This is a genomic window from bacterium (assembly GCA_019637795.1).
GTDB lineage: Bacteria > Desulfobacterota > Binatia > HRBIN30 > CADEER01 > JAHBUY01.
In genome coordinates this window covers 307,186-320,047 of the sequence record JAHBUY010000001.1, presented here as the reverse complement: position 1 = coordinate 320,047, position 12,862 = coordinate 307,186, and the positions used below count along the sequence as shown (strand labels likewise).

Annotated in this window: 11 protein-coding genes; 4 read left to right on the top strand and 7 right to left on the bottom strand. The window is 73.6% G+C overall.

Translation table 11 applies throughout. The annotated features are described in order from the left end of the window. Window positions 1-16: 16 nt before the first annotated feature. Window positions 17-1,618, bottom strand: coding sequence for an alkaline phosphatase D family protein (locus KF840_01470; protein ID MBX3023558.1), 1,602 nt, complete (start codon window positions 1,616-1,618; stop codon window positions 17-19). A 61-nt stretch (window positions 1,619-1,679) separates the two neighbouring features. After that, complete coding sequence (locus KF840_01465; GenBank protein ID MBX3023557.1) at window positions 1,680-2,663, bottom strand: OmpA family protein; 984 nt, start codon at window positions 2,661-2,663, stop codon at window positions 1,680-1,682. A 139-nt stretch (window positions 2,664-2,802) separates the two neighbouring features. Between KF840_01465 and KF840_01460 the strand changes: the two genes are divergently transcribed. Together KF840_01460 and KF840_01455 are read left to right on the top strand one after the other, a co-directional pair. Beyond that, window positions 2,803-3,678: a peptidyl-prolyl cis-trans isomerase gene (locus KF840_01460; GenBank protein MBX3023556.1), complete on the top strand. Its 876-nt coding sequence runs from the start codon at window positions 2,803-2,805 to the stop codon at window positions 3,676-3,678. Further along, window positions 3,675-4,874 carry a HupE/UreJ family protein gene (locus KF840_01455; protein MBX3023555.1) on the top strand — a complete coding sequence of 400 codons (1,200 nt, stop codon included), beginning with the start codon at window positions 3,675-3,677 and terminating at the stop codon, window positions 4,872-4,874. Before KF840_01460 ends, KF840_01455 begins: the two co-directional genes overlap by 4 nt. Window positions 4,875-4,905: 31 nt before the next feature. On the opposite strand, the gene waaF is transcribed toward KF840_01455, so the two are convergent. Both waaF and KF840_01445 read right to left on the bottom strand, forming a co-directional pair. Beyond that, window positions 4,906-5,988 (bottom strand): lipopolysaccharide heptosyltransferase II, encoded by a 1,083-nt coding sequence (waaF, locus tag KF840_01450; protein MBX3023554.1) that lies wholly within the window; start codon window positions 5,986-5,988, stop codon window positions 4,906-4,908. Beyond that, window positions 5,985-6,800 (bottom strand): hypothetical protein, encoded by an 816-nt coding sequence (locus tag KF840_01445; GenBank protein ID MBX3023553.1) that lies wholly within the window; start codon window positions 6,798-6,800, stop codon window positions 5,985-5,987. Before KF840_01445 ends, waaF begins: the two co-directional genes overlap by 4 nt. 282 nt (window positions 6,801-7,082) lie before the next feature. Between KF840_01445 and KF840_01440 the strand changes: the two genes are divergently transcribed. Beyond that, a complete protein-coding gene (locus KF840_01440; protein MBX3023552.1) occupies window positions 7,083-8,654 on the top strand; it encodes a hypothetical protein in 1,572 nt (523 codons plus the stop codon). Between the two features lie 27 nt (window positions 8,655-8,681). Here the strand turns inward: KF840_01440 and KF840_01435 are convergent, their stop codons facing one another. The 3 genes from KF840_01435 to KF840_01425 form a co-directional block, all read right to left on the bottom strand. After that, complete coding sequence (locus tag KF840_01435; protein MBX3023551.1) at window positions 8,682-9,944, bottom strand: cytochrome P450; 1,263 nt, start codon at window positions 9,942-9,944, stop codon at window positions 8,682-8,684. A 66-nt stretch (window positions 9,945-10,010) separates the two neighbouring features. Next, on the bottom strand, window positions 10,011-11,021 hold the full coding sequence (locus KF840_01430) for an MBL fold metallo-hydrolase (GenBank protein ID MBX3023550.1): 1,011 nt from the start codon (window positions 11,019-11,021) through the stop codon (window positions 10,011-10,013). A gap of 25 nt (window positions 11,022-11,046) precedes the next feature. After that, window positions 11,047-12,165 carry a glutathione S-transferase gene (locus KF840_01425; GenBank protein ID MBX3023549.1) on the bottom strand — a complete coding sequence of 373 codons (1,119 nt, stop codon included), beginning with the start codon at window positions 12,163-12,165 and terminating at the stop codon, window positions 11,047-11,049. Window positions 12,166-12,218: 53 nt separating this feature from the next. Between KF840_01425 and KF840_01420 the strand changes: the two genes are divergently transcribed. Continuing rightward, on the top strand, window positions 12,219-12,833 hold the full coding sequence (locus KF840_01420; protein ID MBX3023548.1) for a TetR/AcrR family transcriptional regulator: 615 nt from the start codon (window positions 12,219-12,221) through the stop codon (window positions 12,831-12,833). Window positions 12,834-12,862: the final 29 nt, after the last annotated feature.

The following is a 12,862-nucleotide window of genomic DNA, read 5'->3' as shown; positions in this document are numbered from 1 at the left end:
CGCTCCTCGCGTCGAGTCACAGCACCTGTTCGATGCCGGGCCGGCCGGTGACCACGCGGAAGCGGGCGAATGTGCTGGCGGTGGCGTCGGGATCGAAGGTGTCGAGGACGCGGAAGTCGACGATCGTCTCCTCGGGCGTGATGTCGACCAGCCCATAGCCTTGGTGCAGCAGATCGACCTGCTTGAGATACGGCGCGTTGGCGCCGAGCATGATGGCTTCCGCGACGTGCAGCAGCGCCTCCGGCGCGATGGTGCGTGGGTCGGGATCGGCGGTGAGGGAGCCGGTGACGAACTCGACGGCGGTGATCGGCGACGTCGGGTCGTCGAAGTCGGGCATGATCTCGCTCGCCTTGTAGAAATGGGTGTGGCCGCTGGTCACCACGACGTTGGCGACGCTGTGGCGGTCGATGTGCTCCATCAACTCGCGGCGCTCAGCCTGGTAGTCGTCCCACGCCTCGTTCGAGACGTAGATGCCGCCGTTGCGCTGCAGCATCGGATCCATGGCGCGCAGCTCGGGGGTGTCGCGATCGACGAGCTTCCACGGCGCCATGTCGTAGCTGCTGCCGATAAGCTGCCAGGTGGCGCGGCGCCGCGTGAGGTTGCGCTTCAGCCAGCGCTTCTGGCGCGCGCCGAGCGTCGTGCGGCCCGGCGCGAACATCTGCTCGCCCGGCGGCAGCGCCGTGTCTTGGGCGTCGATGATGTCGCCGAAGCGAGTGTTCGCCGGCACCTCGGGGTCGCGGTACTGGCGCGTGTCGAGGACGTGCAGCTCGGCGAGCCGTCCCCAGCGGACGGTACGAAAGACGCGGTCGTTGCGGGGCCGCCGCACCGGCATGTGCTCGAACCAGGCCGTGCGCGCCGCGGCGAGGCGTTCCGCCGGGCCAGTGGCGTCGACGCCGTTGTAGAACTCGCCGTCGTCCCAGACCGCCACCAGCGGCACGGCGGCCTGCAACTCCTGGAGCAGGGGATTGGAGTGGAAGCGGCGGTAGACGCCGCGGTAGTCATCGAGCGTCAGCGTGCCGCCGTCGCTCACGTAAACGTAGTCGCCCAAGTGGAGCAGGAAGTCGACGCCCTCGGCGGCGATGGCGCGGTGCGCGACGTAGTACGAGTCGTTGCGCTGCTGGCAGCTCGCGAAGGCGTAGCGCAGCCGATCCGGTCGCGTGCCGACCGCCGGCGCGGTGCGCAGCCGCCCCACCGGCGACGCCACGCCTTCGTGCTCGAACTGGTAGTGGTACCAGCGATCCGGGCGCAGGCGGCGCACCGGGACGGTCACGGTGTGGCCGCGTGCCGGGTCGGCGCTCACCATGCCGCCGGCGACCACTTGTTGCATCGCGGCGTCCTCCGCCACCGACCACAGGACGGTCGCCGGACCGTCCCGTAGCGGCGCGACGCGCGTCCAGATCACCCCGCTCCCGGGCTTCGGATCGCCCGACTTGATGCCGTCGGGGAAGATCGGCGCCGGCACCGCGCCGGCGAAGGCGCGGCGCGCCGGCAACACGGACAGCGCCGCGATTCCGCCCAGCGCGGCGCTCAGCAGGCGCAGGAACTCACGCCGCGGCAGGGTGGCGCCGGTGCCCGGCGGTGGCAGGACCTCGATCGGCAGATGGGCGCGAAACGACATTCGCGATTGCTAGCACGCGCCGGCCGCCGGATGACAGGATGTCGCACGCCGGGGGAAGGCGTCAGGGATTGACGATCAGCTCGACGCGGCGGTTCTGCGCCCGGCCCTCGGCGGTCTCGTTGCTCGCCACCGGGTTGGACTTGCCGAAGCCCCTGGCGGTGAGGCGCGAGCCAGCGACGCCCAGCTTCTCCAGGTATGCTCTCACCGCGTCGGCGCGGCGCTCCGAGAGGCGGAGGTTGTACGCCTCGGTGCCGACGCTGTCGGTGTACCCGTTGACCGACACCGTGAGCTCGCTCTCCTCCTTGAGGGTCTTCGCGGCCTCTTCGAGGATCGGCACCGCGTCGGCGCGGATGTTCGCCTTGTCGAAGTCGAAATTGACGCCGCGCAGCACGATCTTCTTCTTCACCGGCGGGGCCGGGGCCGCCGCGACCGGAGCGGGTGGCGGTGGTGGGGGCGGTGGCGGTTCGGGGAGGAACCGATGCCGCACCTCCAGGCCGGTGGTCATGAACTTGGTCAGGTCGTCGCTGGGCGTCGAGTTGACCGACACCTGGTCGTAGCGAGCGAAGATGCCGAGCGCCGTGCCGCGCCAGAATTCGTAGTTGACGCCGCCGTTGAGGTTGAAGCCGCCGCCGTTGTCGAGCGGCCCGCTGGTCGCCCAGTAATAGTTGCCGCCGGCGCCGAAGTAGATCTCGGCCGCCTCGTCGTTCAGCGCCGCGCGGGCGCCGCCGCCGAGCGAGGTGAAGCTCGGGGCGTCGTTGTTCGACGAGCTCTTGGTGAAGCCGGCGTACTGCGCCTGCAGGACCGGCGTGATCGTGAAACCGGCGCCGCTGCCGATCTGCCATCCCACCCAGGGCGACACGGAGCCGCCGGGATCGCCGGAGCTGCGGAAGGATGAAATCGGCAGCGCCGCGCCGACGTCCAGTCCGACGACCGGAACGCCGTCCTTCACCGCATCGGTGATGTCCTGCGCGAGCTGCGCCCAGGCCGCCGAGGCGACGAGCAGCACGGCGGCCCCACTCAGCCACTGGCAGACGCTCTTCGGCATAGATCCTCCCCCCAACAACAGTTGGCGCTCTGTATCGTGTCGTCGCGACGCTTGCAAAGTGCGGCGCCGGCGCGTCCTGTGGAGGACCGCGGCCGGCGCGGTTGACCGATGCGCCGCCGGCGGCGAGAGAGCTGACACGATGACGAAGACCGGTCCACGCCGCCCGACGGCGCTGCTCGCCGCCGGCGCGGTGCTCGGCGCCCTGCTGGCGGCGGCGGGGCTCACCGCCTCCGGCGGCACGTCCCTGCCGCCCGACGTGGTGGCGTTGGTCAACCAATCGCCGATCCGCACCGAGGATTACGTCCGCATGTGCGAAGCCGTCGCCGGCGATCGCCGGGCGCCGCTCGAGGCGGCGGACAAGCAGCGCGTGCTGGACCGGCTGATCGAGGAGGAGCTGCTGGTGCAGCGCGGACTGACGCTCGATCTGCCGCGCCTCGACCGTCGCGTGCGCGCCGACCTGACGCAGACGGTGATCGACGGCATCGCCAGCCAGGCGAGCGAGCGCCAGCCGAGCGACGCGGAGCTGCGGGCCTTCTTCGACGCCCACCGCGACGTCTTCGCCGGCCCCGGCCGCCTGCGCGTGCGCCAGGTCTTCATCCGCGTCACCACCCCGAGCGACCCGGCGGCGCTGGCGCGGGCCGACCAGGCGGCGCAGCGCCTGCGCGCCGGCGAGTCGATCGACGCCGTGCAGGCGGCCCTCGGCGACCCGCCGCTGGCGCCGCTGCCGGATGCGGCGCTGCCGCCGGGCAAGCTCCGCGACTACCTCGGTCCGACCGCGCTGCGCACCGCCCTCGAGCTGGACGTCGGCGAGGTCAGCGACCCGGTGCGCTCCGGCACCGGCTATCACGTCCTGCAGGTCGCCGAACGCCAGGCCGACAGCGCGCCGGCGTTCGAGGACGTGCGGCCGCAGGTGGCGGCCGAATTCCAGCGCCAGGCCAGCGAGCAGGCGCTGCGCAGCTATCTCGATGAGCTGCGCGCCGGCGCCGCGATCACGCTCCGCGAGCCGCTGCCGTGAGCTCCATCCGCCGCGCCGCGCTGCTCCTGCTGCTGGTCGCCGCGCCCGCCGCCGCGCACGAGCGGACGGTCTCGTATTCGACGTGGGAGATCGCGCCGCCGCGGATCCGCGTCACCGCGCGCCTCGCCGCCCTCGACGTCTCCCGGCTGCCCTGGGCGGCGGCGGCCGGCCCGGACGTCAACACCCGCCTCGGTCTGTACCTGTCGCAGAGGCTGACCGCGCGCAGCGACGGCGCGCCCTGCGCGGTGTCGCGACCGCCACAGCGCCTCACCGCGGCGCCCGACCAGGTGGTCTTCGACTGGGAGCTCACCTGTCCGGAGGGTACGGCGCTGCAAGTGCGCAGCGACCTGCTGCGCGCCGAGGCGCCGTCGCATCTCCACTTCGCCCGCCTGCGCTTCGCCGACGGCGCGGCGCTCGAGCGCGTGCTCTCCGCCGGCGCCGAGACCTGGACGGTCGCCGCCGCCGGCGGCCCGGCGCCGCTCGCCGATTCGTTCCTGTCGATCGTCTCGCTCGGCATCGAACACATTCTCACCGGCTACGATCACCTCGTCTTCCTGCTCGGCCTGATCCTGCTCGGCGGCCGTCTGGGCGACGTCGTCCGCATCGTCACCGGCTTCACCATCGCCCACAGCCTGACGCTGGCGCTCGCCGTGTTCGGCGTCGCCCGCCCTCCGCGCGGCGCGATCGAGGCGCTGATCGGCCTGTCGATCGCGCTCGTCGCCACCGAGAACCTGTGGCTCGCCGGCGGCCGCCGCCGCGCCGTGCGCTGGGCGGTCGTGCTGGTCCTGCTCGCTCTCGCCGCGCTCGCCGCCAGTGGCCGCGGCGCCGTGCCGGCGCTCACGCTACTCGGCCTGGCCCTCTTCGCCGGCTGCTACTTCGCGCTGCTGGCGACCCTCGACCGCCCGGCGCCGCTGCGCGCCGCCGTCGCCTTCCTGTTCGGCCTCGTCCATGGCTTCGGCTTCGCCGGCGTGCTGCTCGAGGCGCAACTGCCGAGCGAGCGCCTCGCCGTCACGCTGTTCGGGTTCAACCTCGGCGTCGAGCTCGGCCAGGTCGCCTGCGTGCTCCTGCTCTGGCCCCTGCTCCAGTACGCCTGGCGCATCGGCGACGGCCGCCTGCAGCGCCCGATCATCGAGTACGGCTCCTTCGCGATCCTCACCGCCGGCGTCTTCCTCTTCGTGCAGCGCGCCTACGGCTGAGTCCGCGCGCCGGCGCGCGCGCGTCACCAACTCACGGTCTGCCCGGCAGCGCCCCGAGCGCGAGCAGCGCGTGCTCGACCTCCGGCACCTCGATCCGCCGCAGGCAGTCGTAGTGGCCGAATCGGCAGGTGCGTTCCATGCACGGGCTGCAGTCGAGGTGGTGGTAGACGACGCGGGTGCGCGGGCCGAGCGGCGCCGTGCGCTGCGGGTTGGTCGAGCCGAAGAGCGCCACGGTCGGAATGCCGAGGGCGCCGGCGACGTGCGCGGCGCCGGAGTCGTTGCCGACGAATCCCTGGCAGCGCGCCAGCAGGGCGACCATCTGACCGATGCTGGTCTCGCCGGCGGCGACCAGCGCCCCCTGGCGCGTGCCGGCGGCGATCTGCGCGCAGCGCGCGCGCTCGCCGGGCGCGCCCACCAGCACGCATTCGCCGCCGTGGCGATCCGCCAGGCGGTCGGCGAGCGCGCTCCAGCGCGCCGCCGGCCATTCCTTCGCCGGACCGTAGGCGGCGGCCGGAGCGAGCGCCAACAGCGGGCCGCGCCGCCGGCGGTGGGCCGCCAGCCAGCCGTCCATGCTGGCGCGATGGCGCGGGTCGACGTCGATGCCGCACTCCGCCGGATCGCCGACGATGCCGAGCGTGGCGTGCAGCAGGTGCAGGTAGTCCTGCACCTGGTGCTGCTGCAACACCGCCGCGCCGCGCACCGCCGGGTGCGTCAGCAGCGGGCCGCGGCGATCGGCGACGTAGCCGACGCGCTTCGGCACGCGCCCCAGCCGCGCCCACAGCGCCGCCTCGAAGCTGCGCGGCAGAAGGATCGCCAGGTCGAAGCGGTTGCGACGGATGTCGGCCACGATGCGGCGCCGGTCGGCGAACCCGGCGAGCCCGCGGCGGACGCGGTAGCCGAGCACCTCGTCGATCCAGCGCGTGCCGTCGAAGAAGCTCGCCAGCTCCTCCTTGACCAGCACCGCGAGCGCGGCGCGCGGAAAGGCGCGTCGCAGGGCGCGCAGCGCCGGCAGCGTCATCACCAGGTCGCCGAGCCAGTTGACCTCCTTGATCAGGATGCGGGCCGGCGCCGGCGACGGCGGCGGCCGGCGGGCGGGCGCCGCCGGGTCGGTCACGACGCCACGCGGTAGTCGAAACGACCGCTCGCGGTGCGTTTGCCGCCGGCCGCGGCGTGGACGCGGATCGAGGCGAGCCCGTCGACCACCGCCTGCGGTTCGGCGCTGAGCTCGAGCGCGCTCCCCGGCTCGCAGAAGGCGCGGACCTTGTAGTCGTGCACGGCCACGGTGCACGCGGCGCCGACGCCGAGCGCCGCCGCCGCGGCCGGCGCCGCGAGGCGATCGAGCGTCGCCGCCAGCAGCGAGGCGGGAAACACCGGCCGGCGGGGGAAGTGCTCCGGAAAGTAGGGTGCGGTCGCCGGCACGACGAGTCGTGTCCGGCGCAGCCCGTTGGCCTCGACCTCGACCGGTTCGGCCGCCGGCAGCGGCATCGGCTCGTGTCCGGACACGGCTTCGCCGCGGCGCAGCGCGCCGAGGTGCGCGCGCACCCGGTCGGGATCGTCGAACAGCGCCACCGGCAGCAGGGGACCGACGCACCGTGACAGCTCGGCGATGACCCGTCCGCCGCAGCGCGCGGTGCCGTTGTAGAGGATGGCGCGGCTGTCGATGCGTTCGAGCCGCGCCGCGAGCAGCAATGGCCCCTCGGCGCGCTCGCGCCAGAGCGACCGATCGAGCGCCGCGTCGCCGATCAGGGCCGCGACCGGTCGGCTGAGGAAGTCGGTGCGCGCCATAGCCACCCAGGCCGCGAGCTGACCGACGGCCTCGAGCACCAGCCAGGGCGGCAGGGCGCCGTCGCCGGCGGCGAGGTCGAACGTGCCGCGCGCCCCGTGCTCGTCCAGCGCTTCGATCCGATCGACGAAGAGAAATCCCATGCGCGTGCCGCCCTCAGCCGTCTAGTGCACCGTCGTTGAGATAGGCTCAAGCATTTTGCCGGCCCTCGGCGTCCCTCGCAGCGTCACGCCTCCTTGGAATATTCCCGATATTCCTGCGTCGGCGTTCCTCGCGAGGACCGCCGATGACCGGCAACCTGCTCAACCCTATCTCAACGACGGTGCACTAGCGGCGGGCGACCGGGCGAGCAACCCGGGCGCCGGCGCCGGTCGGCGGCGCGGCGTGGCATCGCCTGGTGATCCCGGCTAGGACTCCCCACGATCATGGTCCGCGCGCTGCTCGTGCTGCTGATCGCGACGGCGAACGCCGCGGCCGCCGCGCCGGTCGAGATCGCCGTCGGCAGCGGGCGTGGCACGCCCGGGGGCGCGGTCACTATCGACGTGCGGATCGATCCCGCCGACCAGACGGTCATCGGTGGCGGCAACGACATCGAGCTCACCGCGTCGACCCCGATTCGCATCCGCGCCGATGGCGATCTCGACTGCGTCGCCAACCCCGCGCTGGCGCCGATTCTGCCGCCGAGCTTCACCTGCGTGACGCAGTCCGGGGGGACGTGCACCCGCCTGCGCGCCCTGGTCTTCCGCCCGGCCGGCGGCGGCGCGCTGCCGGCCGGGCTCTTCTACGCCTGCACCTTCCTGATCGCGCCCACCGCCGCGCCGGGGAGCAGCTACCCGCTGCGCCTGCTGGCGCCGCGCGCCACCGGCGTGGTCGGCCGCGCCCTGGCGGTGGCGGGGAGCAGCGGCGCGATCGAGGTGGTGGCGCCCACTGCCACCGCGACGGCCTCGCCGACGCCGGTGCCGAGCGATACGCCGACCGCGACGCCGAGCGTCACCGCGACGGCCAGCCCGACGCCGACCGTGAGCGCGACCGGCACGGTCACGCGCACGCCGACGGTGACGCGCACTCCGACCCGCACCCTGACGCCGCGGACGCCGTTCCCGACCGCGACCCCGACGTCGACCCCGGCGGTGCTGCTGCGCGCCGCCGACGCCGTGGCCGCGCCCGGCGCCGCCGCGGTGATCCGCATCAGCCTCGATGACCGTACCGAGCGCGTGTCCGGCCTGACGCTCGATCTGCTCCTCCCGGTCGCCGTCTTCGACGTGCGCGTCGTGGCGCCCGGCTGCGCCCTGGACCCGCGGGTGACCGCGCACGCGCTCAGCGCCGCGCCGGTGGGCGATCCGCCGACCGCGCCCGATCTGCGGCGGTTGCGCCTGGTGGTGTCCGAGCAGACGGTTCCCGCGCAGGTGCTCGGCGGCGGTCCCCTGCTCACCTGCGCGGCGCCGCTGCGCCCCGAGGCCCCGCCCGGCGGCTACCCGCTCGCCCTGGACCGTCCGTTCGCGGCCGACGTGGACGGCACCCTGTTGCTGGGCGTCCGCGCCGTTCCGGGCATCCTGACGGTGGATGTCGACGCGCCGTCGGCGACGCCGACGGCGCGCCCGACCGCAACCCGCACCGCGGCGCCGAGCGCGACCCGCACCGCCACCGCGACGGCGCCGCCGCCGACCACCACGACCGCGGCGACCCCGACGGTCTCCGTGACGCCCACGCGCGTCCCCACCACGCCGCCCTCGGTCACGGCGACCGCGCCGCCCAGCGCGACGCCGTCGGTCACGCCGACCGCGCCGCCCAGCGCCAGCCCGGTGGCGCGCTGCGCCGGCGACTGCGATGGCAACGGCGCCGTGGGCATCGACGAGCTGGTGCTCGCCATCGGCATCGCCAACGGCGCGACGCCGCTCCAGGTCTGCCCGGCGATCGACGGCAATGGCGACGCGGCGATCACCATCGACGAGATCGTCGCCGCCGTCGCCGCCGCGCTCGGCGCCTGCGATTCCTGAGCGCCCGCTCGGCGCGCGGCCGCCCCGTCAGCGCGGGCGGATGCGGTAGCGCACCGGAATGTGCTTCGGGCCGCCGACGAAGCTGGCGTGCAGCAACTGCGGCGGGGCGGTGAGCTCGATCGATTCGACGCGCTCCGCGAACTGGCGCCAGAAGACCTCGAGGTCGAGGCGGGCGAGATGGGCGCCGAGACAGAAGTGCTCGCCGACGCCGAAGCCGAGGTGCGGGTTGGGCTCGCGGTCGAGGCGGAAGGCGAACGGGTCGGCGAACACCTCCTCGTCGCGGTTGGCGGAGGCGTAGAAGAGGGCGACGGAATCGCCGGCGCGGATCTGCTGGCCGCGCAGCACGTAGTCGCGGGTGGCGGTGCGCGAGAAGTGGTTCACCGGCGTCGTCCAGCGCACGATCTCGTCGGCGCCGGTCGCGACCAGTCGCGGGGCGCGGCGCAGGGCCGCCAACTGGTCGGGGTGCGCGAGCAGCGCCAGCAGTCCGCTGGAGATGGCGTTGCGGGTGGTGTCGTGGCCGGCGACCATGACCAGGAAGTAGAGCGAGAACAGCTCGAACTGCGGCACCGGCTCGCCGTTGATGGTGGCGTTGGCGAGCACCGACGAGAGGTCGTTGCGCGGCTGGCGGCGGCGGTCCTCGGTGATCTCCGACAGGAAGGCGAACGCCTCCTGCAGGAAGCCGAGGCGGTCCTCGCGGGTGTCGCCCTGGCGCGCGAACTCGGGATCCTCGATGCCGAAGTTCTCGTTGGTGATGCGCAGGACGAAGTCCTCGCGCTGGCGCGGGATGCCCAGCATCTCGGTGATCATCCGCAGCGGCTGGCGGGCGGCGATGTCGGTGACGAAGTCGCCCTCGCGGCTGCCGCCGTCGCCCGCCAGGTCGTCGAACAGCTCGGCGGTGATCTCCTCCAGCCGCTGCCGCAGGCGCTGGATGCCGCGCGGCGTGAACCACGCGCTCACCAGCTTGCGATACTCGCGGTGCTCGGGCGGATCCATGTTCACCAGCATGCGCAGCGGCGGCTCCTCCTCCATCGAGGGGCCGAAGCCGGACGCCGCCTCGGGGAAGAGGATGAAGCGGCCGGCGCTGCGGAAGATCTCTGGTTGGCTCGAGACCTCGATGATGTCGGCGTGCTTGGTGATCGCCCAGAACGGGCGGTAGCCCTCGGGCTGGCTCCAGTGCACGGGCGACTCGCGGCGCAGCCGGGTCCAGGCGTCGTGCGGATACCCGTGCTCGCCGTAGAGGCGGGCGCTGATGACGTCGATCTGATCGAGGGGAATGTGCTGGATGTCCACGGCGTCGACCTCGCGAGCTGACCGGTCGTTAGCGGTCGCCGGCGTGGCCGACAAGCGGGGCGTGCGTCAGCGCTTCGGCGGCAGCGTGAAGCGCTGGCCGTCCTCGCCGAGGATGACCTCGCCTTTGAAGACGTCGTCGACGCCGGCGAGGAACATGCGGCGCATGATGACGTTGCGCGGGCCGGGCACGACGTGGCTGAAGACCAGCGTCTTCACCCCGGCGTCGCGCGCCACTTCGGCGGCCTCGACCGGGCTGGTGTGGTAGCCGAGGGTGTCGTTCGCCATCTTGCCGAGGCGGGGATCGTGCTGCGAGACGATCGCGGCGATGCGCCCCATCATCTCGCGGCTCAGCGCCTCGTGGATGAGGAGATCGGCGCCCCTGGCGTGCTCGATCACGCTCGCGCTCTTCGCGGTGTCGCCGCTGATCACCACGACGTTGCCCTTGTAGTCGAAGCGGTAGCCGACCGCCGGCTTCACGGGGTCGTGCAGCACGCGGAACATGGTGACCTTCAGGCCGTTGCGCTCGAACACCACCGCGTCGGCGTCCGCCGCCTCGCCGAGCGGAATCTCGTGCGCCAACGCCGGCGCCGCGGCGCGCGGCATGTGCTGCTCGTCGTGGTGCAGGGTGCGGTAGTCCGCATCCTGGCTGTAGGCCTCGTCGAAGCCGTCGACGACCCGCTTGGTCCCGATCGGCCCGTAGACGTCGAGCGGCGCGTCGCGGCCGGCGATCCAGCTCTGGGTGATCGCCTCGCCGAGATCGCCGATGTGGTCGGAGTGGAAGTGGGTGAGCAGCACGGCGCTCAGCTTGCCGGTCGGCACCTTGGTGAGGTCGAGCGTCTCCCACGAGCCCGGCCCGGCATCGACCATGACGAGCTGGCCGCCGGCGATCACCGCCGTGCAGGCCCCGGCCCGCTGCGGATCGGCGAGCGGCGACCCGGTGCCGCAGAGGATGACCGTCATGTCCGGCGATTCGAGCAGCGCCGTGTCGCGTTCGATCCCTTTCTCGACCTGGCGCTGCAGGATGCGGTCGCAGCCGGACGCGGCGAGCAGGATCAGCAGGAGGGCGAGTCGTTTCATGGTCGGCTCCTTCGCATGCCCCGGGTCACGGGTTCCAGGGCGAGGTCGACCAGCGGCGCTGGTCGGGGCGCGGCCGGCAGAGCGGCGGCGCGTCGTGATCGTGCAGGCGCGAGGCGATGCGACCATCCCGCCACAGCGGCTCCCAGCAGCCGTGGGCCTCGAGCAGCCCGCGGACCGCCGGTTGCGCCGCCGCCGGCAGCGCCTCGAAATGGTCCTGCAGCCGCTCGCGGCACCAGACGCGGTAGCGCACCGCCGGCAGCGCCCGATACGGGGCGCCCTGAAGGTCGCAGTCGAAGCGGCGACGTCCGTCGCGCCAGGCGACGGCGTTGGCGTGCAGGTACGGGAGGTAGGCCTCGCCCACGTCGCGCAGCAGCGCCGCCCAGCCGTCCGGCAGCGTGCCCGCGGCGGGCCAGGCGGCGCCGACGCGATCCCAACGCGCGTTCCACAGTCGCGCCACCCATTCGTAGACCGCGGGCGCGGTGTCGCGCATCAACCGCGCCGGCGTGGGGTCGAGGCTGAAGTGGCGGAACATCGACGCGAAGAAGCCGAAGTCCGCCAGGCACGGCCGCGCCCCGAGGAGGAACGGTCGCGCGCCGACGATGGCCTCGAGACGCGCCAGGGTGTCGGTGTAGACGCGCTCGACGTGCGCGCGGGTCGCGGGCGTGACGCCGTCGCCGGCGACGTACACCTTGTACTGCCGGCGGCGGATGTTGAAGGCGCGCAGGGCGTGCGGCAGCGGGATGCCGGCCAGCACCTCGGCGGCGATGCGATCGCCGAGCAGGCGCGCGTCGCGCCGATGGCTCCAGCGGAAGTGCAACGCCGGCCGCCACAGCCACTCGTCGGCATAGTCCTCCAGCAGCCGGCAGCAGAACGCCTGCAGGGGATCGTCGGGGAGCACCGCGCCGTCCGGCCAGCGGGCCTCGAACCAGTCGATGATCGGCGTCGAGTCCTGCAGCCAGTCGCCCTCCGGCGTGTGCACGACCGGCACCTTGGCGACGCCCGTGTGCCGGCGCAGCGGGCCGATGAGGATGCGCCACGTCGCCTCCACCCGCCGATACGGCACGCGCTTGTAGCGCAGGTAGGCCTCGAGCTTGCCGGTGAAGTACGACACATCCATGCCGTAGAGGGTGTAGGGCGCGTCCATGGCGGGCGGCGCCGGTTGCCCGACGCCGACCGGCCGTCTACAGAATCTGCACTATGGGTGCAAGAACTTCGTCGGCGCGGCTGCCGCGCCGTGGCGATCGCCGGCGCGCCCGCTCGCGGGCGACCCGGGCCGCGGTGGTCGAGGCGCTGCTGGCGCTGCTCGAGGCGGGCGATCAGCAGCCGTCGATGCCGCGCATCGCCGCCCGCGCCGGCGTCTCGGTGCGGTCGGTCTTCCAGCACTTCGCCGACCGCGAGGCGCTCTACGCGGCGGTGTCGGACCGGCAGACGGCGCGCATCGCCGCGCTGCGCGCCGCCATCGACCCCGGCCTGCCGTTGGCGGAGCGGGCGGCGGCGCTGGCGGCGCAGCGGGCGCGGATGTTCGCGCTCATCGCGCCGGTGCGTCGCGCGGCGCTGCTGATCGCCGGCACCTCGCCGGCGATCGCGGGTCGACTGGCCGCCCTGCGTGGCGCGCAGCGCCGCGAGGCGGGGCGCGTCTTCGCCGCCGAGCTGCGCCGCCTGCCGCCGCCGGAGCGCCGCCGGCGGGCCGCGGTCGTCGCCGCCCTCTGTGGCTTCTCCACCTGGCACGTGCTGCGCGTCCACCAGGGACTGAGCGCCCGCGCCGCCGAGCGCGCCGTCGCCGAGGGGCTGGTGGCGCTGCTCGGAACGTGACCTGGAGGACCCGCGTCGGCTTCGGCCGG

Bases quoted from the DNA above. Each gene is read 5' to 3' on its own strand.
- KF840_01425 (MBX3023549.1), bottom strand. From the start codon at position 12,165: ATGGACGCGCCCTACACCCTCTACGGCATGGATGTGTCGTACTTCACC.
- KF840_01420 (MBX3023548.1), top strand. From the start codon at position 12,219: ATGGGTGCAAGAACTTCGTCGGCGCGGCTGCCGCGCCGTGGCGATCGC.
- KF840_01445 (MBX3023553.1), bottom strand. From the start codon at position 6,800: ATGGGATTTCTCTTCGTCGATCGGATCGAAGCGCTGGACGAGCACGGG.
- KF840_01460 (MBX3023556.1), top strand. From the start codon at position 2,803: ATGACGAAGACCGGTCCACGCCGCCCGACGGCGCTGCTCGCCGCCGGC.
- KF840_01470 (MBX3023558.1), bottom strand. From the start codon at position 1,618: ATGTCGTTTCGCGCCCATCTGCCGATCGAGGTCCTGCCACCGCCGGGC.
- KF840_01440 (MBX3023552.1), top strand. From the start codon at position 7,083: ATGGTCCGCGCGCTGCTCGTGCTGCTGATCGCGACGGCGAACGCCGCG.
- KF840_01430 (MBX3023550.1), bottom strand. From the start codon at position 11,021: ATGAAACGACTCGCCCTCCTGCTGATCCTGCTCGCCGCGTCCGGCTGC.
- KF840_01465 (MBX3023557.1), bottom strand. From the start codon at position 2,663: ATGCCGAAGAGCGTCTGCCAGTGGCTGAGTGGGGCCGCCGTGCTGCTC.